Below are 18,830 nucleotides of genomic sequence, written 5' to 3'. Positions count from 1 at the left end.
ACAGCCCGGGCCCATGATCGTCCGAACGCGTTTCGGCGGTCATGGGCCCGGGTACCTCCGGCCCTCGATGAAACTGTCCACGCACTCGATGACGTTGCGCCGCGCGGCCCGCAGCCTTTTCGGCTGGAAGGCGCTACGGCCCAACCAACTGGCCGCCATGCGCGCCGTGATGAAGCGGCGAGACGCCCTGGTGGTGCTGCCCACCGGAGCCGGCAAGTCGGCGATCTACCAGATTCCGGCCAGCCTGATCCCCGGCCCCACAGTGGTGATCTCACCACTGCTGGCCCTCCAGCAGGATCAGATCGCCTCCCTCAACGAGCGGCAACGCCCGGAGCTGCGGGCGGTGCGGATCAGCTCGAACGAGTCGCCGACGCAGCAGGCCGAGGCGATCACCGAGATCCGCGAGGGCAGGGCTGAATTCCTCTTCATCACCCCGGAACAGCTCAGCAATCCCGAGCGGATGGCCGAGGTCGCCGCCCTGAAGCCGGCCCTGGTGGCGATCGACGAGGCGCACTGCATCTCCGCGTGGGGGCACGACTTCCGCCCCGACTACCTGGCGCTCGGGCACCTCATCGACGGTATCGGCCGGCCGCCGGTGGTCGCGCTGACCGCCACCGCCTCCCCTCCGGTACGCGACGACATCATCGCCCGGCTGCGGCTGACCGACCCGGAGGTGGTGGTCTCCGGACTGGACCGGCCGAACCTGTTCGTCGAGGTCGCGCACTGCCCCACCGAGGACTACCGGTGGCGGCGACTGATCGCGCTGCTGAGCGACGACGAGCGGCCCGGGATCATCTACGTGCCGACCCGTCGCGCCGCCGAGGAGCTGGCCACCCGGCTGACCGACGCCGGTTACCCGGCGCAGTTCTACCACGGTGGGATGGCGGCCGGCGCACGCCACGATCTGCACGAGGCGTTCCTCGCCGACGAGGTCCCCATCATGGTGGCGACCTCGGCGTTCGGCATGGGCATCGACAAGCCCAACATCGCCTGGGTGGTGCACATGGCGCTGCCCGACTCGCCGGACAGCTACTTCCAGGAGATCGGCAGGGCCGGACGCGACGGGCAACCGGCCCGGGTGCTGCTGCTCTGGCAGGCCGAGGACGTCGGCCTGCAACGGTTCTTCAGCGGTGGCCTGCCCGACCTCGAGGAGCTGCGCGACCTGGCCGCGCTGCTGCGCAGGAAGCCGGCCACCAAGACCGAACTGCGCGAGACCACCGGTCTCGGGCCGCGCAAGCTGGGCCAGTACCTCTCCCTGTTGGAGCAGGTCGGGGCGGCCGAACCACGCGCCCGGCAGCGCATCGGCGCGCCCCGTTACTCCCCCACCCCGACCGACGCCGCAGCGGCGGCGCTGGCCGAGTCGGAGCGCCAGCAGACAGTGACCCGGTCGCGCACCGACATGATGCGGGCCTTCGCCGAGACCCGGGCCTGCCGGGGGCAGACCCTGCTTGCCTACTTCGGCGAGCAGATGACGCAGGTCTGCGGCCACTGCGACAACTGCCACAACGGCACCAGCGTGGCCGACCAGGGTGCGGTCGGGCCGTTCCCGGTGCACAGCCAGGTGCGGCACCCGGAGTGGGGGTCCGGCATGGTGCTCTCCTACGAGGAGGACAAGATGACGGTCCTCTTCGATGAGGTCGGGTACAAGACGTTGTCGGTGCGCGTGGTGTCCGAACAGGGCCTGCTGACCCTGGACTAGCCTGACCCGGGTGCCGCTTTCGGGCCCGGTGGAACGACCAAGAGCACCGATTGACCAAGCAGAGCAGGGCGGAAGGGGCGTTGTCGTGATCGAGCAGCCGGCGTACACCGGGTTCGGTTTCTCCGACGAGGAGTGGGGGCTGCTGGTCGGCCTGCCGCAGTCGGTGCTGACCGCGGCGAGCGCCGCCGAGTCCGACGGCACCCGCCGGACCATGGCGGAGACCGCGGCCGGGCTGGAGACCATCGCCGCCGGCCGGGAGTCGGCCAGCCCGCTGGTCACCGCCGTGGCCGGCGAGATCGTCACCCGGGTCGGTGACCCGGAGACCGGCGAGGAGCTGCCGGTCATCGCGCCCGCCGACCCCGTGGCGTACATCGACGACGTGTTGCTGCGGGCCGGCGAGGCGGCGGCGTTGCTGGCCGCGCGGGTCGACGAGGGTGAGGCCGGCGCGTACAAGCACTGGCTCGTGAAGATCGCCGAGCAGGTGGTGGGCGCCGCGTCCAGCGGTGGGCTGCTGGGCATCGGCGGCGAGTCGGTCAGCGACTCCGAGCGGCGTTTCCGCGACCGGCTCGCGCACGTGCTCACCGACTGACCGACGACAACGACGTGTCGGCCGGACCGGTCGGCTCGGCGGCCAGCGCCGTGGAGTCGGCCGGCCGGACGCCGCGCAGCGCTACCAGCGCGGTGACCGCGCCCAGCAGCATCACCGCCATGGCGGCGTACGCGGCCAGGTGCAGCCCGTCGGTGAACGCGACAGCGGCGGCGTGCCGCACCGCGTCGGCCAGCTCCGCCGGTAGCCCCCGGGCGACCGCTAGCGCGCCGCCCAGGGTCTCCTGGGCGGAGGCGGCGGCGTCGGCGGGCAGCCCGGCCGGCAGGCCGTCGACGACCTCACGGCGGTAGACCGCCGCGCCGACGCTGCCCAGGATCGCCATACCCAGCGCACCGCCCAGCTCACTGCTGGACTCGGTCAGCGCCGACGCGACACCGGCCTGCTCGGGCGGCGCCGCGCCGAGAACCAGCTCGGTGACGAGGGACATCACCATCACCAGGCCACCCGCGTAGACACTGGCGCCGACGAGCAGCAGCCACAGCGACGTCTCCGGGGTGACCCGGGTCAACACCACGAAGCCGACCACGGCGATGCCGAACCCCGCACCGATCAGGTACGCCCGTTCGACGCGCTGGGCCAGGACGGCGGCGGCCGGCGCGACTCCGCCCACGGCGAGGGACGGCACGAGGCTCCACAGCGCCGCCCGCAGCGGGCTCAGGCCGAGCACCAGTTGGAGGTGCTGGGTGGTGAAGATGGCGAAGCCGACGATGGCGAACATGGCCAGCAGGTTCACCGCGAGCGACCCGGCGAAGCCGCGACGGCGGAACAGCGCGAGGTCGACCATCGGGTACGCCCGGGTCCGCTGCCGGTGCAGGAAGAGCGCCCCCACCAGCAGACCGCCGACGATGGCGAGGACCCGCACCGGGCTGAGGCCGTCGCGGGCCATCTCCTTGATGCCGTAGATCACCGGCAGCAGCGCGCCGAGCGACAGTGCCGCGCTGACCAGGTCGAACCGCCCGGTCGCCGGGTTGCGGAACTCGGGTACCAGGAGCGGGACGAGCAACAGCAGCATCAGCATCGCCGGGATGTTGATCAGGAAGATCGAGCCCCACCAGAAGTGCTCGAGCAGGATGCCGCTGAGCACCGGGCCGATCGCGATGCCGCCGGTGAGGGTGGCGGTCCAGATGCCGATGGCGGTGCCGCGCTGCTTGGCGTCGGGGAACATGTTGCGCACCAGAGCGAGCGTCGAGGGCATCAGGGTGGCCCCACCGACGCCGAGCACGGCCCGGGCGGCGATCAGCGTCGCGGTGCTGTCGGCGTACGCGGCCAGCAGCGACGCCGCACCGAACGCGGTGGCGCCGATCAACAGGAGTCGACGTCGGCCGATCCGGTCACCCAGGGCGCCCATGGTGATGAGCAGGCCGGCCAGCACGAAGCCGTAGATGTCGAAGATCCATAGTTGCTCGGTGGCGGTGGGGCGCAGCTCCGCGCTGATGAACGGGACGGCGAAGTAGAGCACCGACACGTCCATCGAGACCAGGAGCAGCGGCAGCATCAGCACCGTGAGCCCGATCCACTCCCGCCGGCCCGCTCGCGGTGCCGGTGTGGTGGTGATCGTCATGACGAGTTCTCCTTATGCGTATGGCGTACGCTGTTATGCGTAGACCATACGCAGAACTAGGATGACGGGGCAAGGAGGAAATGTGGCGGCGAAGACAGACGACAGCGGGCCCGTACTCCCGGCGGCCATCGAGAGCGCGTGGGGGCTGCGGGAGCGGCCACCCAAGGGCCCCCGGCCGGGAATGAGCGTGCCCGCCATCGTGGACGCCGCCGTACGCGTGGCCGACGCCGACGGCCTGGCGGCCGTCTCGATGAGCCGGGTGGCCAAGGAGTTGGGCGCCGCGACCATGGCCCTCTACCGGTACGTCGGCTCGAAGGACGAGCTGCTGATGCTCATGGTGGACACCGGGTACGGCCCGTCCCCCGGCCCACCCGCGCCGGAGGACGACTGGCGCGCCGGCCTCACCCGGTGGGCCTGGGCCGAGCACAAGGTGCTGCGGCAGCGGTCCTGGCTGCTGCACGTGCCGATCAGCGGCCCACCGATCACCCCGCAGCAGCTCGGCTGGATGGAGGACGGGCTGCGCTGCCTCGACGGCACAGTGCTCGGCGAGGGCGAGAAGATGTCGGTGCTCCTGCTGATCACCGGGTACGTCCGCAACGAGGCCACCCTCACCTCGCAGATCGCCGAGGGCAGCCGGGCGGCCGGCGTCGAGCCCAGCGAGATGATGCCGGCGTACGGTCGGCTGGTGGCCCGGCTCATCGACCCGGCCCGCTTCCCCGCGCTGCACCGGGTGCTCCGCGCCGGTGTGCTCTACCAGGACGACGACCCGGACGACGAGTTCGTCTTCGGCCTGGACCGGATCCTCGACGGCGTCGAGGCGCTGATCCAACGCCGGGCGGGCTGAGGGAGCCCCATGCTGCCGAGAGACTCCATCGACACCACGGTCCTGCCACCGGGCGAACGGTTCGGCATGTGGCTGGACCTTGTCGCACGCACCTCGGTGCCGCTGCGCATCCAGTCCGCGCACAGCGGCGACTTCGCCGCCCGCGCCGACTTCATCGCGCTCGGCCCGATCCAACTGGCGCAGTACGAATACCCGTCGCTGGACGCCACCCGGACCCGGAAGCTGGTCCGGCAGTCCGACCCTGAGCTCTACATCCTCGCCCTCACCACCGGCGGCGTGGGCACGTCCAGTCAGGATGGTCGCCGCAGTGAGATCCTGGCCGGCGAGTTCACCTTCTACGACGGGTCCCGGCCGCACGACGTCTGCCACCACGCCACCGAGCCCGACCGGGACCAGGCCACCTCGATAGTCACGATGATCCCGCACGCCGCCCTGCCCCTACCGCCGCAGCGGATGGCAGCGCTCTACGGCGGCCGGATGTCCGGCAGCGAGGGGGTCGGGGCGCTGTTGGCGCAGTTCCTGCTCCAGGTGACCGGGCACCCCGAGCAGTACCATGCCGCAGACGCCAGCCGGCTCGGCGCGGTGGGACTGGACCTGGCCACCACAATGCTCGGCCGGCACCTCGTCGCCGAGGACGCCGTGCCCACCGAGGTCCGCCGCCGGGCGCTGCTCACCCAGGTGCAGTCGTACATCCACCGCCACCTCGGCGACGCGACACTCGGCCCCCAGGTGGTCGCTGACGCCCACCACATCTCGGTGCGGTCCCTGCACAGGTTGTTCGAGGCCGAGGACACCACAGTGGCGTCGTACATCCGGGATCTGCGGCTGGCCCGGTGCCGGCGCGACCTGACCGACCCGGCGCTACGCAACCAGCCAGTGCAGACCGTCGCGGCGCGGTGGGGTTTCTCCGACAAGGCCCACTTCAGCCGGGCATTTCGGGGCGCGTACGGCACCACCCCACAGGAACACCGCGACAGTGGCTCGGATCTGGCGCGGATCGTCAACAGCCAGGCGTCCACTGTCAACTCGCTGCCGGCAGACTGACACCAACGCGGCCGGCCATCACCTGGTGGGCCGCCAACGGGGGCCGTGGCGAGGCGCCCGCCGCGCGAGCGGCGGGCGGCCGCCCGGTGGCATCCCGCTGACGCCCGAGGCTCCGGCTCCGTCGCGCTTCCCCCCAGAATCGCCGACGGGGCCGGTCAGGCCCCCTCCAGCAGCTTCAGGACGATCTGCTCCGCCTCCTCGCGAGGCGCCCGCGGATCCACCGACGCCACCACCCCGTCGTGGTAGAGGTCGACCACCCGGGGGTCCACGTACGACGCGCGAGCCACCGTCGGCGTGTTGCCCAGCAGCTCCGCCACGGCACGCATCACGGCGACCACCGCCTTACGCCGGGCGGTCACCGAACGGGCCGGACCGGCCGTGGCCAACTCGGTGGCCGCGAGCACCGTGGCGTGCCAGGTACGGAAGTCCTTCGCTGTCATCTCCCCACCGCTGGCGTCGCGCAGGTAGCCGTTGACCTCGTCGCTGCGCACGTCGCGCCACTCCCGGCCGTCCCAGTAGCCGAACAGCCGCTCCGCCCGTCGCCGACGACGGCGCAGATTCACCAGCACCTGGCACAGCTCCGGGTCCTCGATCCGGCGTACCTGCTCGATGCCTCCCTTCGCGGGAAACACGAGCACCACACAGCCGCGCCGGGACCGGGCATGCTCGGGGCGCAGGGTGGCCACCCCGTACGTCGGGTCGTCGCCGGCCGCGTACTGGTCGCTGCCGACCCGGAACATCCCCATGTCCAGCAGTCGGGTCACCGTCGCCAGCACCCGGTCCCGACCCAGTCCACGTCCGTCCAGGTCCCGCCCCACCCGCTCACGCAGCGCCGGCAGCCGGCGCGCCACCTCCAGCACCCGGTCGAACTTCGCCTCGTCCTGCTTCTCCCGCCACCGCTGGTGGTAGACGTACTGCTTGCGTCCGGCCGCGTCGATCCCGATCGCCTGGATGTGCCCGTTCGGGTGCGGCGCGATCCACACGTCCTGCCAGGCCGGCGGGATGACCAACTCCCGCAGCCGGGCCAGGACATCCGGATCCCGCACCGGAGCGCCGGACGGGTCGACGAAGAGCCAACCCCGTCCGCGCCGACGCCGTCCGTACCCCGGTCGACCCGGGTCGCTACGCCGCAACCGCACCGGAGACCCGCACCACCCTCTCCACCTCGGCCACGGCGGCCAGCACCTCGTCGAGGCGCAGCGCCGCCATCGTCGGGTGGCTTCCTACCCCGTCCCACCTGGGCCAATCCGCCTCGCCGGCCCAGAGCACCCGGTGCCGTGGCCGGTCCGGTGGAGGCCCCCAGTGCGCCGGTGCAACAGGCCCGAAGAGGACCACCGACGGGGTGCCGTACCCGGTGGCCAGGTGGGCGACCCCGGTGTCCCCGCTGACCACCAGCCGGGCGTCGGCCACCAGCGCGGCGAGCGCGCCGAGGTCGGTCCGGCCGGCCAGCACGGCGTCCGAACCCAAGGCCGCCGCCTCGGCCACCCGGGCCGCCAACCCCCGTTCGTCGGCCGAACCGGTGAGCAGCACCCGGTGCCCCTGGTCGGTCAGTGCCCGTGCCAGCGCGGCGAACCGCTCGGCGGGCCACCGCTTGGCCGGGATCTTGCTGCCCGGGTGCAGCAGTGTGACACCGCTGGGCAGCCCCGCCGCAGCGGGCCGACGCAGGCTGAGGTCGGCACGGTCGGCCGGGATGTCGTACCAGGACAGCAGCCGGCACCACCGGTCCACCTCGTGCTCGTCGACGGCCCAACGCGGGCCGTCGTCGCAGCCGGCGTCCGGGCTGGCGAAGGCGAGAAGCCGACCGGGCCTGGTGGCCGCGAGCAGCCGGTGCGACTGCGGGCCCCGCCCGTGCAGGTTGACAGCCGTCCACGGCGCCGACCCCACCCGGAGAGGACAATCCAGCCCCGCGGTGTCCACCAGCCGGTCAACGCCACCGACCAGGTCGACGAGCGGGGCCAGCCAGCCGGGCGCGGCGAGCGCCAGCTCCCGCGACGGGTACGCGGCCCGCAGCGCCCGCAGCGCGGGCACCGCCGTCACCAGATCGCCGACGCCGAGGGCGCGCAGCACGAGGATCACGGGTACGAGGTCTCCTGCTCGGCGCAGACCACCATCTCGCGCACCGCGCAACCGGGCGGCTGGTTGAGCGCGAACATGATCGCGGCGGCGGTGTCGGCGGGCTCGTTGAGGTTCGCGTCCGGCCCCGGCTTGTACTGCGGGTCACGTTCGTCGAAGAACGCGGTGCGCATCCCACCCGGAATGAGCAGTGTGACGCCGACCTGACCGGCCAGCTCGGCGGCGAGGGCTCGGGTGAACCCCACCACGCCGAACTTCGCCGCGCAGTACGCGGTGGCGTCGCTGACCGCCTTGACGCCAAGGGTCGACGCGACGGTGACGATGCGGCCCCGGGAGGTCAGCAGGAACGGCAGCGCGGCCCGGATCACCGCCGCGGTGGCCAGCAGGTCGACGGCGACGATCCGGTCCCAGGTCTCCCCCGGCAGGTCGGCGAGTCGGCCCGGCACGTCGGTGCCGGCGGCGGTCACCACCGCGTCCAGGCCACCGGCCTGCTCGGCGAGATGCTGGGTGGCCACCTCGGCGGCCCGCGTGTCGGCCAGGTCGCACTCGGTCCAGGACACCCCGTCGGCCGGCGGCTGCCGGTCCAGCACGAGCGGTCGGCCACCGGAGGCGGTCACCGCGGCGACCACAGCGGCGCCGAGGCCGCTGGCGCCGCCGGTGACCAGGACTGTGGGCCCGGCACCGGGCCGCGTGGCGGTCATCGGGTCCGCTCCGCGAGCGTGCGGACGATCAGGTCGGTGGTGGAACGACCGTCCAGATAGGGCACCACAACGGTGTTGCCACCCCAGCGGCGCAGGACCTCCGCCTCCGGCAGGCTGGCGCTCGCGTCGCCACCGCCGGTGGCGTAGTCGCCGCCCTTGACCCAGACGTCGGGGCGTACCCAGGACAGCGCCGTCTCCGGGGTCGGCTCGTCGAAGATGAGGACCGCGTCGACGCAGCTCAGGGCGGCCAGCAGTCGGCTGCGGTCGCCTTCGGACTGCACCGGCCGGTCCGGCCCCTTCAACAACGCCACGCTGGCGTCGGAGTTCAGGCAGACGATCAGGCAGTCGCCGAGTTGCCGGGCCGCCTCCAGGGTGGCCACGTGCCCGGCGTGCAGCAGGTCGAAGCAACCGCCGGTCGCCACCACAGTGCCGCCCGCGGCGCGTACCTCAGACAGGAGCGTGGCGACAGCCGGCACTCCCACCCGGTCGGCCACCGCAGCACCTCGTGGTCCCGGCTGGAGGGCTCGCGGCCCCGGCGCACTCCTGGCCCGCACCGTAGGCGCCGACGAAGGCAGCGCCGTGGCCACTCCCCCACCGGCCACGTAGGCGGACGCCTCGGCGACCGCCACCTGTACCGCCTCGGAGACCAGCGCGCCCTGGGCCAGTGCGAGGCTGGCCGCCGCAGCGAACCGGTCGCCGGCACCGCAGGTGTCCCCCTCTGCGCTACCCGGAGTCGGCACCACGAGCGGCGTCGACCCGGCGTGGCAGAGCAGCGCGCCGTCGCCGCCCAGCGTCACAGCGACAGCGCCGGCCCGCCAGCGCCGTCGTAGCCCCTGGGCGCCCCGGGACGCTGTGGCCAGTCGGGAGGCGCCGGGCAGCGCGGGGACCAGCTCGCGCACCTCCGACTCGTTCGGGGTGGCCAGGTGCACACCGGGCACTGCCGCCGGGCCGCGCGGGTGCGGGTCCCACACCACCGGCGCGCGGGTGGCGGCCAACGCGTCGCGCAGCGCGGGCTGCCGGGCCACCCCCCGGCCGTAGTCGCTGACCAGCACCGCCGACGCCCCGGCGATCACCCGGAGCACCTCGTCGGAGGGCTGGCCCGGCTCCCCGGACGTGCCGCCCCGGTCGTGGCGCAGCAGCACCCGCCCCCGGGCCCGCAGCCGGATCTTCTCCGGTGTCGCGCCGGAGAGGGCCAGTGGGTACACCTGCACGCCGGCGGCGGCGAGCAGAGCGCTCAGTCGGGCCCCACCGGCGTCGTCGGCGAGCGCGGTCACCAGCACCACCTCGGCGCCCTGCGCGGCGGCGAACACCGCCGCCAGACCGGCGCCCCCCGGCCGGTCGGTGGCCACTGTCTCGTCGAGCACCGGCACCGGGGAATCCGGGCAGAGCCGGTTCACCACACCTTCCACATCCCGGTCGAGCAGGGTGTCCCCGAGCACCACCACCGGTCCCCTCACGCTTGCCTCCTCATCCTCACGGGTCGACCTGCTGTCCGGCTCACGCGTCGACCTGCTGTCCCGGCCCGCCGTCGAGCACCACCTCGACCCCGGTGCGTACCGGCGCGGCGCTCAGCCGACCGTCCGGTGCGGGCTTTCCGGGCACTGGGCGGACGACCGCCGGATCGGCGACCGCCGCCAGCGCGGCGGGCAACTCCTGTTCGAGGTACTCGCAGAGCAGGTGACTGGTCACCAGGTGCAGCTCCTGGACGACCTGGGTGTCCGGGGACGCGACGGCCAGCACGTCGTCGCAGGCGTCGGCGAGCGGATTGGGGGCGGCGCCGGTGAGCGCCCAGGTGGTCACCCCGACGTCGCGGGCCGCCTGCGCGGCGGCGACCAGGTTGGCGCTGGTTCCGCTGGTGCTCAGCAACAGCAGGATGTCGCCGGGGCGGCCGTGGGCGCGCACCTGGCGGGCGTACACGTCGGTGTAGCCGTAGTCGTTGGCGATGGCGGTGAGCGCGCTCGTCTCGGCGTGCAGCGCGATAGCGGACAGCGGCTGACGGTCGTCGTGCAGCTTGCCGACCAGCTCGGCGGTGAGGTGCTGGGCTTCGGCGGCGCTGCCTCCGTTGCCGGCCACCAGCAGACGGCCCCCGGCGGCCAGTCGGTGGGCCAGGTCCGCGCCCCAACCCGCCAGCTGTCGCTCGCACAGTCGGTACGGCACCAGCGCCGCGGCGAGATTCGTCAGGTGGGTGTCGAGCAGGCTGCCCGTCGGCATCAGGCCACCACCCGGGTCGGCCGGCGCACGGCGGCCACCTCGCTGTAGACCTCCACCAGCCGCTCGGCGGTGGCAGCCCACGAGTACCGCTCCCGGGCCCGCTCACGCGCCGCGGTCGCGTACGCGAAACGCCTGATCCGGTCGTCGAGCAACCCCTGGATCGCGGTGGCCAGCGCGCGCGGGTCCCGGGCCGGCACGAGGTCGCCGGTCGTCCCGTCGACCACTGTGTCCCGGATGCCGCCCACTGCCGTGCCGACGACCGGCACCCCACAGGCCATCGCCTCCAGCGGGGTCAACCCGAACGGCTCGTACCAGGGTGCGGCGACCAGCAGGTCCGCCGAGCGGTACCAGCGGCCCATCTCCTCCCGGGGCACCGCGCCGACCAGGTGCACCCGATCGGCCACCCCGCACGACTCCGCGAGGGCACGCAGCCGGCGGGCGTACGGGTCGGTCTCCAACAGCCCCTCGGGTGGGCCGCCGACGACCACGCACTCGGCGTCCGGGACCAGCGCCATCGCGCGGACCACGGTCTGGAAGCCCTTGCGCTCGACCAGCCGACCCACTGTGAGGATGCGGGCCCGTCCCGGTTCCCGGTCGGCGGCCGGCCCGAGCGGGGCGAAGGTGGTGAGGTTGACCCCGGAGGGCACCACTGTCATCCGGGACCGGGGCACACCCATCCGGACCAGCTCGCCCACCTCGTCGCGGCACTGCGCGACGATTCGGTCCACCGAGCGGCCCAGCTCCCGCTCGTAGGCGACCCGTCGGGCCGGGCTGGTGTCCTGCACACCCTGGTAGCGGCGCTTCACGGTGCCCAGCGCGTGGTACGTCTGCACCACCGGCACCCCGGTCTGCCGGCCGGCGGTCAGCCCGGCCAGGCCGCTCATCCAGAAGTGCGCGTGGATCACCTCGGGCACCCAGTCGCCGCCGCGCCACCGCTCGATCAGCCAGTTGCTGAACTCCCGCATGTGCGGCAGCAGCGCGTCCTTGGCCACCGGCTCGGCCGGGCCGGCCGGCACGTGCACCACGTCGTACCCGTCCGGGCTGCGGACGGTCACCGGCAGGTCGGGCGCGTCGCGGCGGGTGTAGACCCGCACCTCGTGCCCGGCGGCGGCGAGCGCGGCGGACAGCTCCGCGACGTGCGTGTTCTGGCCGCCGGCATCCTCCCCTCCGAGGACGGCGAGCGGGCTGGCGTGCTCCGAGATCATCGCGATCCGCATACTTCCTCCTCCAGCAGCCGGTCCCAGTCAGCGAGGAAACGGTCGAGGCCGTACCTGTCGCGCGCGGCGGTTCGCGCCGCCGCTCCGGCCTGCCGCGCGGTGGCCGGTTCGGCGATGAACCGGCGGGCGGCGTCGAGCAGGGTGTCGGTCCGGGTGGCGAGCGCCCCCGCCTCCGGGGGCACTGCCATCACCGCCTCGGTGGTGGCGAGCGCGACGACCGGCATGCCGATCGACATCGCCTCGATGAGGCTGAGACCGAGGGAGGTCCACCGGCACAGGTGCAGGTACGCCCGCCGCCGGGCCAGTTCGGTGTGCATCCGCTCCTGGGGCACGTCGTCGTGGCTGATCAGCCGGTCGGCGGGCAGCCCGAGGTGGTCGGCCAGGCCGGCGACGCCCATGCCGAAGACGTCAAGCGGCGCGATCTCGGCGAACTGGGGCAGCAGGTCGGTGCCGGTGACCCGACCTCGCCGTACCGGCTCGTTGATCACCACGGCGAGCCGGTCCAGCTCCCCCGTGTACGACGCGGAGGGGGCGACGATGCCGTGGTCGACCACTGTGGTGCGAGTGGCGCCGGTGTCCCAGAAGATCTGATTGAACCCGGTGACGTGGGCGATGAGCAGGTCGTCGCGGTCGGCCATCGGGTGCCGGGTGTTGGGCACGTCGCCCTTGGGGGTGTTGTGCTCGACGTAGATCGCGGGAAGGTCGCGGCCGGGGCGGCGACGAAGCCACTGCTCGGCCCTGTCGATCTCCTCGGGGCGTTGCAGGATGACCACGTCGACGTCCGCGCTCGGCAGCTCCTCCGGGCTGACCTCGACAGCGCTGTCGGGCCACGGGTAGGTGCGGGCCCGGCCGAGGCCGTACGGGCCGCGGTCGGGTGTGGTGGGAATCAGGTAACGATGGCTGCCGTGCACGAACGACGTGGTCCAGGAGCCGTGCACGTGCCAGAGCAGGATGTTCATCGGCCGCCACCACCGCTGACGGCGAGGGTCCGGAGCGCGTCGACCACGTCGCCCGGGTCGACGCCACTGAGGCAGGGGTGCCCGGGGACCGGGCAACTGGCCGCCCGAGTATCCCGGCAGGCAGCGGCGGCGTCGCCGAGCCGGACGGTGGGCACCCGGTAGGGCCCCCACTGGCCGAACGGGACGGTCGGCGCGAAGAGACTCACCACGGGCACACCGGCGGCGGCCGCCAGGTGCGCGGGTCCGGTGTTGCCGACCACTACCGCGCTGGCGTCCGCGACGATCGCGGCCAGCCCGGCCAGGTCGGTGCGGCCGCCCAGGTCGGTGCCGCCGGCAGCGGCGACCCGGGCGGTGACAGCGCACTCGTCCGGGCCGCCGGTGACCAGCACCCGGTGCCCGGCGTCGGTCAGCGCCCCGACGATCCGGGTGGCCACCTCCGGCGGGCAGGCCCGGCTCGACGCGGCCGACCCGGGGTGCAGTACCACGTATCCCGGGTCGCCGAGGTCGGCCGGGCGCTGCGGCACGGCGTCCCGGCGCAGCCGCAGAACCGGTTCGTCGCCGTCGGGCAGCCGGTGGCCGGCGGCGGCGGCAAGGGAGAGCGCGCGTTCGGGTTCGGGGACGCCCACCGGCACCCGGTGCCGGATGTCCAGCAGCGAGCCCGGATAGTCGTCGCTGATCGCCGCGATCCGGCCGATCCCCGCCATCCGCAGCAGCAGCGCCAGCGGCAGGGCGGACTGGTGGAACGAGGTGAACACCACCGCCTGGTCCGCGCCGACAGCGCCCAGCCGCACGGACAGGCTCCGCATGGCCTCCGGGTCGACCGGACCCGGCGCGGGGTCGATCCACGGCAGCGGATGCTCGATGATCTCGTCGATGCCGGGCAACAGGTTGGCGGCGGCCCGGCCGCGCGGCCCGCACAGCAGCACCACCCGCTCCGCTCCGGCCGCGACGGCGCGGATCGCCGGGCCGGTGACCAGCACGTCACCCGCCGAGTCCGAGCGGACCACGAGCGCCGTCCGTACCGGTTCGGTGGGCGGGGTCGAGGGCTGCACCGCCCGTTGGCGGCGCAGGATCTCCGCCACCGCCGCCGGCAGATCGGTGGCCACCCATCCGGCGGCGGCGACCTCCTCCGGCCGGGTCACCGGTGTGGGCACCAGCACCCCCGCCGCCCCGGCGGCCATGGCGGCGGCGACGTCCCGGCCGATGTCGCCAACGAGCACGCAACGGGACGGCGTCGTTCCCAGCTCGCGGGCGGCGTCGTACACCAGGCCCGGCGCCGGCTTGCGGCAGTCACAGCCGTCGGCGTCATCGTGCGGGCAGACCAGCCACGCGTCGAACCGGCCCAGCAGCTCCTCGACGCGGGCGTGCACCGCCCGCATCTGCGCACCGGTGAAGTAGCCCCGGGCCAGGCCCGACTGGTTCGTGACGACGGCCAGCCGCAGCCCGGCCGCGCGCAGCCGGTCCAGCGCCGCCCGCGCGCCCGGCACCGGCCGCACCTTCTCCGGGTCGCCGTTGTACGGCACGTCCTCGATCAGGGTGCCGTCGCGGTCCAGCAGCACGGCGTCGTAGAGCACCGCTCGGGGGCTTGCGACAGACCTGGAACCGGCGCGGTCAGCAGCGGCGTAAACCGGGGCTGACCTGCGCTGATACGGATCCTCCTGGTCCTGTCGCACAGCCGGCGGGTTCCCTGCGCCCCGAGGAGTAAACGTCGTCGTCGAGGGGGTGGGCCAGCGCCGCCGGCGATGCCCCGGGTCGGCCTTACCCGCCGTTCGAGAGAAGCTAACCCGCTCGGCTGTTAGCCAGTGCCGTGCTCGGGTATGGGATCCCGGTGGCGATTGTGGAGAAAGTGATCGATGCTTCCCCTGAGCAGGTGTTCGACGTGCTCGCGGACGGATGGACGTACAGCGACTGGGTGGTCGGCACGGCGCACATGCGGGACGTGGACGACGCCTGGCCCCGGGTGGGCAGCCAACTGCACCACCGTGCCGGGCCGTGGCCGTTCTCGTTGCAGGACGCCTCGACGGTGCTGGTCTGCGAACCGCCGCACCGGCTCGTGCTCAAGGCCGGACTCTGGCCGGCGGGTGAGGCGATAGTGGCCTTCACCCTGGAGCCGGTCGGCGACGGCGCCACCCGGGTGCGCCTCGGGGAGGACTTCGCGGCCGGCCCGCTTCGCTGGGTCCACAACAAAGTCAACGATCTGGTGCTGCACCGGCGTAACCGGGAGACGCTGGCCCGGCTCTCCGACATCGCCACCCGGCAGAAGGGATGACTGTGACCCGGACCGTGGTGGTGACCGGCGCGAGCGCCGGCGTGGGCCGAGCCGTCGCCCACACGTACGCGGCGCGCGGCGCCCGGCTGGCGCTGCTGGCTCGGGGCGAGGCGGGGCTGGTCGCCGCCGAGCGGGAGTGCCGACTGCGCGGCGCGACGGACGTGCGGGTGTACCGGGTGGACGTGGCCGACGCGGGCGCGGTGCAGCAGGCCGCCGACGACGTGGTGCACCGCTGGGGCGGCATCGACGTGTGGGTCAACAACGCGATGGCGTCGGTGTTCGCGCCGGCCTGGGAGATTCCGGCGCGCGAGTTCCGTCGGGTAACCGAGGTCACCTACCTGGGCACCGTGCACGGCACCCTCGCCGCGCTGCGGCACATGCGGGCGCACGGGCGGGGCACGATCGTGCAGGTGGGCTCCGCGTTGGCCTACCGGGGGATCCCGCTCCAGTCGGCGTACTGCGCCAGCAAGCACGCCGTCCAGGGCTTCAACGACTCGCTGCGCGCCGAACTGCTGCACGACTGCCCGGGGGTGAAGTTGTCAATGGTGCAGCTACCGGCGGTCAACACGCCGCAGTTCTCCTGGGTCCGCACCCGGCTCCCCCGGCATCCGCAGCCGGTGCCGCCGATCTTCACTCCGGAGTTGGCCGCCCGGGCCATCGTCTGGGCCGCCGACCGCGGCACCAGAGAGTTGAACGTGGGTGGCCCGACCTGGCAGGCCCGGGTGGGCGACGCCCTGTTCCCCGGCCTGTTGGACCGGAAGTTGGCCCGCGACGGCTACGACAGCCAGCAGACCGGTGAGAAGATCGATCCGGCGGCGTGGCGGGACAATCTGGATCACCCCGGTGATGCGGACACGGACCGGGGCACGGCGGGTGTTTTCCGCGAACAGGCACGCGACCGTTCCGCGGCGCTCTGGGTCGGCACGCACAAACCGGCGCTCTCCGGTGTCGCGCTCGCCGTCGCGGCGCTCGCCCTCAGCGCCGTCGCTCGCCGTCGGCGCTGACCAGAACGAGCCCCTGACCAGGGCTTCGACGCCCGCGCACGGTAGGCGGCGAAAGTCCGCAACGCCCGGAAGGGGTGCCTCCCTCGGACCGAATCCGGGAACTAGATACCCTTTGCATGACCCTTGTCCGCAAACCGAGGATGACCGACATGATCAAGCCGGTGCAGTTGCCGTCGCCGTGGCGGGACGCACGCCTGACCGTCGTCGTGCCCACCTACAACGAGGCGGGCAACCTCCCGACGCTGGTCGAGCGACTGCTCGAGCTGCCGCTGCCGGGGCTGCGCATCCTCGTCGCCGACGACAACTCCCCCGACGGCACCGGGGAGGTGGCCGACAAGTTGGCCATCGAGCACCCCGACCGGGTCGAGGTCGTGCACCGCGCCGGCAAGGAAGGCCTCGGCCGGGCGTACGTGGACGGGATGACCCGGGCGATCGAGGGCGGCGCCGAGTACGTGGCGCAGATGGACGCCGACCTCTCGCACCCGCCCGAGGCGCTGCCGGGGATGCTCGGCGCGCTGCTCTCCACCCAGGCCAGCGTGGTGATCGGTTCCCGGTACGTGCCCGGCGGCGAGCTTGACGAGAACTGGCCGCTCTACCGCCGGGCGCTCAGCGGCTGGGCCAACCTCTACGTGCACACCCTGCTGCGGGTACGCATCCGGGACCTCACCGCCGGCTTCAAGATCTGGCAGGCCGAAGCCCTGCGCGACATCGACCTGGAGCGGGTGCAGTCCAACGGCTACAGCTTCCAGGTGGAGATGCACTACCTCGCCACCAAGCTGGGGCACACCATCCTGGAGGTGCCGATCCGTTTCGAGGAGCGGCGCGACGGCGTCTCCAAGATGACCACAGCGACGAAGGTGGAGAGCGCACTCATGCCCTTCCGCCTGCGCAGCAAACACCGCAACATCACCCGCTAACCCCACCCCACGCCTCCCCCTCCCACCCCGCCTGGGTGATCAAGAGCTTTGCGTCAGATCCGCCGACGCTGGCGACGCAAACCTCTTGATCACCGAGAGCTCAGGGGGTGGGCGGTTGGTTGGGGTAGATGGCGCGGTGGGCGGTGGAGACGGCTACGGCGTAGGCGCGGCCGGTGAGTGCTCGGTCGCGGGCCAGGGCCGCCCGGGCGGCGTTCGCGCCCGGTGCGCCGTGCACACCGCCGCCGGGGTGCGCCGACGCGCTGGCCAGGAAGAGCCGGTCCACCGGGGTGTCCGCCCGGCCCAGGCCAGGGATCGGGCGTAGGAAGAGCTGCTGGTACGCGGCGGCGGTCCCGCCGCCGAGCGTGCCACCGACCAGGCTCGGGTTGCCCTTCTCCAGGTCGGCCGGTCCGGCCACGTGTCGGCCCACGATCAGGCGCCGGAAACCCGGGGCCGCAGCCTCCAGCACGTCCTCCATCCGCTGCACGTGTCCGGCGACCTCCTCGGCCCGCCAGTTCCGCCGGAACGGCAGATGGGTGTACGACCAGAGCGACTCGGTGCCCGGCGGGGAGTGGCTCGGGTCCGCCACCGACATCTGCCCGACCAGCAGGAACGGGTCGCGGGGCAGCTCACCTCGGGCCAGCTCGCTGGCGTAGTGGGTGAGCCCGTTCAGGTCCGCGCCGAGGTGCACGGTGCCGGCGCCGGCCAACTGCCGGTTCGTCCAGGGCACCGGCGCGGAGAGCGCCCAGTCCACCTTCAGCGTGGAGCCGTCCCACCGGAAGTGCGCCAGGTCCTCCACCAGCCGGGACGGCAGTGCCGCGGCGCCGACCAGGTCGAGATAGAGCGCCGGCGCGGGTACGTCGGCGAGCACGGCCCGCCGGGCCCGCCACAGCGCGCCGCCGACGGTCCGGACCCCCATCGCCCGACCCCGGGCGGTGAGCACCCGATCGGCCCGGGCACCGTAGATGATCGTCCCGCCGCGCGCCTGTAGCCGATCCACCAGCGCGTTGGTGATCTGCTGCGCGCCGCCGTTCGGCACCGGCCAGCCGACCTGCTGGCCGAGCATGGCCAGCAGCCAGCCGTACACCCCGGAGCCGGCCTCCTCCGGGGAGAGGTCGGTGTGCAGGGCACAGCCGGCCAGCAGGGCCGGCCCGCCGGGACCGTCGAAGAGTTCGTCGCCAAGTTTGCGGACCGGCACGACGAGCCGGCGCGCGAGTCGCAGCGCGCCCGCGACGCGCAATCGACGCAGCAGGCCCAACCCGCCGCGTACGGGCGGGAAGGGCGAGGTGATCGCCTCCAGCATCGGCTCGGCCACGTCGAGCCAGTCGGTGTACGCGTTGAGCCAGCGCTTACCGTCGCCGGGGGCGAACTGCTCCAGCGACGCCGCAGTGACGTCCGGATCCCGATTGATCACCGCGGCCCGACCGTCGGGCAGCAGGTGCGCCAGCACGTCCGGCGAGTGCCGCCAGGACAGTCCGTGTCGACCCAGGTCCAGGCCGCCCAGCACCGGTGAGGCGTACCCGAGGGGGTAGAACGAGCTGTAGAGGTCGCTGAGGTAGCCGGGCGCGGTGACCTCCGCGGAGCGGACCGCGCCGCCGGGCACCGCTGTCGCTTCCAGCACCACCACGTCCCAGCCGGCGTCGGCCAGCAGGTTGGCCGCCACGAGGCCGTTGTGCCCGGCCCCGACGACGACGGCGTCCGCGCTCTGCGCGGTGGTGGTTGTCATC

At 73.3% G+C, this 18,830-nt stretch carries 17 protein-coding genes; 7 read left to right on the top strand and 10 right to left on the bottom strand.

Going from position 1 to position 18,830, the window contains the following annotated elements; all coding sequences use genetic code 11:
• Window positions 1–67 precede the first annotated feature (67 nt).
• Both AB0K35_RS18570 and AB0K35_RS18565 read left to right on the top strand, forming a co-directional pair.
• Window positions 68–1,699, top strand: coding sequence for a RecQ family ATP-dependent DNA helicase (locus tag AB0K35_RS18570; protein ID WP_363886483.1), 1,632 nt, complete (start codon window positions 68–70; stop codon window positions 1,697–1,699).
• 85 nt (window positions 1,700–1,784) lie between these two features.
• Window positions 1,785–2,288 carry a hypothetical protein gene (locus tag AB0K35_RS18565; RefSeq protein WP_238669941.1) on the top strand — a complete coding sequence of 168 codons (504 nt, stop codon included), beginning with the start codon at window positions 1,785–1,787 and terminating at the stop codon, window positions 2,286–2,288.
• Here AB0K35_RS18565 and AB0K35_RS18560 read toward each other — a convergent pair.
• Window positions 2,278–3,867 carry an MFS transporter gene (locus AB0K35_RS18560; protein WP_363886480.1) on the bottom strand — a complete coding sequence of 530 codons (1,590 nt, stop codon included), beginning with the start codon at window positions 3,865–3,867 and terminating at the stop codon, window positions 2,278–2,280. The two genes, AB0K35_RS18565 and AB0K35_RS18560, sit on opposite strands and share 11 nt — an antisense overlap.
• Before the next feature lie 82 nt (window positions 3,868–3,949).
• Between AB0K35_RS18560 and AB0K35_RS18555 the strand changes: the two genes are divergently transcribed.
• Both AB0K35_RS18555 and AB0K35_RS18550 read left to right on the top strand, forming a co-directional pair.
• Window positions 3,950–4,711, top strand: a complete 762-nt coding sequence (locus AB0K35_RS18555; protein ID WP_238669939.1) for a TetR/AcrR family transcriptional regulator — start codon at window positions 3,950–3,952, stop codon at window positions 4,709–4,711.
• Between the two features lie 9 nt (window positions 4,712–4,720).
• On the top strand, window positions 4,721–5,755 hold the full coding sequence (locus AB0K35_RS18550) for a helix-turn-helix domain-containing protein (RefSeq protein ID WP_238669938.1): 1,035 nt from the start codon (window positions 4,721–4,723) through the stop codon (window positions 5,753–5,755).
• Window positions 5,756–5,910: 155 nt separating this feature from the next.
• Here the strand turns inward: AB0K35_RS18550 and AB0K35_RS18545 are convergent, their stop codons facing one another.
• Genes AB0K35_RS18545 through AB0K35_RS18510 form a run of 8 tightly spaced genes read right to left on the bottom strand, consistent with a single transcriptional unit; the run spans window position 5,911 to window position 14,475 of the window.
• Window positions 5,911–6,894, bottom strand: coding sequence for a DNA topoisomerase IB (locus tag AB0K35_RS18545; protein ID WP_238669937.1), 984 nt, complete (start codon window positions 6,892–6,894; stop codon window positions 5,911–5,913).
• Window positions 6,878–7,831, bottom strand: a complete 954-nt coding sequence (locus tag AB0K35_RS18540; RefSeq protein WP_363886476.1) for a glycosyltransferase family 9 protein — start codon at window positions 7,829–7,831, stop codon at window positions 6,878–6,880. The genes AB0K35_RS18545 and AB0K35_RS18540 overlap by 17 nt, the downstream gene beginning before the upstream one ends.
• Entirely contained in the window at window positions 7,828–8,529 is a 702-nt protein-coding gene (locus AB0K35_RS18535; RefSeq protein WP_363886473.1) for an SDR family oxidoreductase, read from the bottom strand. Before AB0K35_RS18535 ends, AB0K35_RS18540 begins: the two co-directional genes overlap by 4 nt.
• A complete protein-coding gene (locus AB0K35_RS18530) occupies window positions 8,526–9,986 on the bottom strand; it encodes a PfkB family carbohydrate kinase (protein ID WP_363886470.1) in 1,461 nt (486 codons plus the stop codon). The genes AB0K35_RS18535 and AB0K35_RS18530 overlap by 4 nt, the downstream gene beginning before the upstream one ends.
• Window positions 9,987–10,026: 40 nt before the next feature.
• Window positions 10,027–10,743: an SIS domain-containing protein gene (locus tag AB0K35_RS18525; RefSeq protein WP_238669955.1), complete on the bottom strand. Its 717-nt coding sequence runs from the start codon at window positions 10,741–10,743 to the stop codon at window positions 10,027–10,029.
• A complete protein-coding gene (locus AB0K35_RS18520; protein ID WP_357287357.1) occupies window positions 10,740–11,957 on the bottom strand; it encodes a glycosyltransferase in 1,218 nt (405 codons plus the stop codon). The genes AB0K35_RS18525 and AB0K35_RS18520 overlap by 4 nt, the downstream gene beginning before the upstream one ends.
• The gene (locus AB0K35_RS18515; RefSeq protein ID WP_238669932.1) at window positions 11,942–12,916 is read right to left on the bottom strand and encodes a glycosyltransferase; all 975 of its coding nucleotides are present in this window, start codon (window positions 12,914–12,916) and stop codon (window positions 11,942–11,944) included. The genes AB0K35_RS18520 and AB0K35_RS18515 overlap by 16 nt, the downstream gene beginning before the upstream one ends.
• Entirely contained in the window at window positions 12,913–14,475 is a 1,563-nt protein-coding gene (locus AB0K35_RS18510; protein ID WP_238669954.1) for an HAD-IIIA family hydrolase, read from the bottom strand. The genes AB0K35_RS18515 and AB0K35_RS18510 overlap by 4 nt, the downstream gene beginning before the upstream one ends.
• Before the next feature lie 278 nt (window positions 14,476–14,753).
• On the opposite strand from AB0K35_RS18510, the gene AB0K35_RS18505 reads away from it, so the two are divergent.
• The 3 genes from AB0K35_RS18505 (at window position 14,754) to AB0K35_RS18495 (ending at window position 17,106) form a co-directional block, all read left to right on the top strand.
• Window positions 14,754–15,185 carry an SRPBCC family protein gene (locus AB0K35_RS18505; protein WP_363886466.1) on the top strand — a complete coding sequence of 144 codons (432 nt, stop codon included), beginning with the start codon at window positions 14,754–14,756 and terminating at the stop codon, window positions 15,183–15,185.
• Window positions 15,182–16,189, top strand: coding sequence for an SDR family oxidoreductase (locus AB0K35_RS18500; protein ID WP_238669930.1), 1,008 nt, complete (start codon window positions 15,182–15,184; stop codon window positions 16,187–16,189). The genes AB0K35_RS18505 and AB0K35_RS18500 overlap by 4 nt, the downstream gene beginning before the upstream one ends.
• 149 nt (window positions 16,190–16,338) lie before the next feature.
• On the top strand, window positions 16,339–17,106 hold the full coding sequence (locus AB0K35_RS18495; RefSeq protein WP_238669929.1) for a polyprenol monophosphomannose synthase: 768 nt from the start codon (window positions 16,339–16,341) through the stop codon (window positions 17,104–17,106).
• 100 nt (window positions 17,107–17,206) lie between these two features.
• Here the strand turns inward: AB0K35_RS18495 and AB0K35_RS18490 are convergent, their stop codons facing one another.
• Window positions 17,207–18,829, bottom strand: a complete 1,623-nt coding sequence (locus tag AB0K35_RS18490; RefSeq protein ID WP_363886464.1) for an NAD(P)/FAD-dependent oxidoreductase — start codon at window positions 18,827–18,829, stop codon at window positions 17,207–17,209.
• Between the last annotated feature and the right edge of the window lies 1 nt (window position 18,830).

This window comes from Micromonospora sp. NPDC053740, assembly GCF_040677775.1.
Classification (GTDB): domain Bacteria; phylum Actinomycetota; class Actinomycetes; order Mycobacteriales; family Micromonosporaceae; genus Micromonospora; species Micromonospora alfalfae.
Note: the sequence above shows the minus strand (reverse complement) of the source record. Positions and strands in the feature narration are given on the sequence as shown.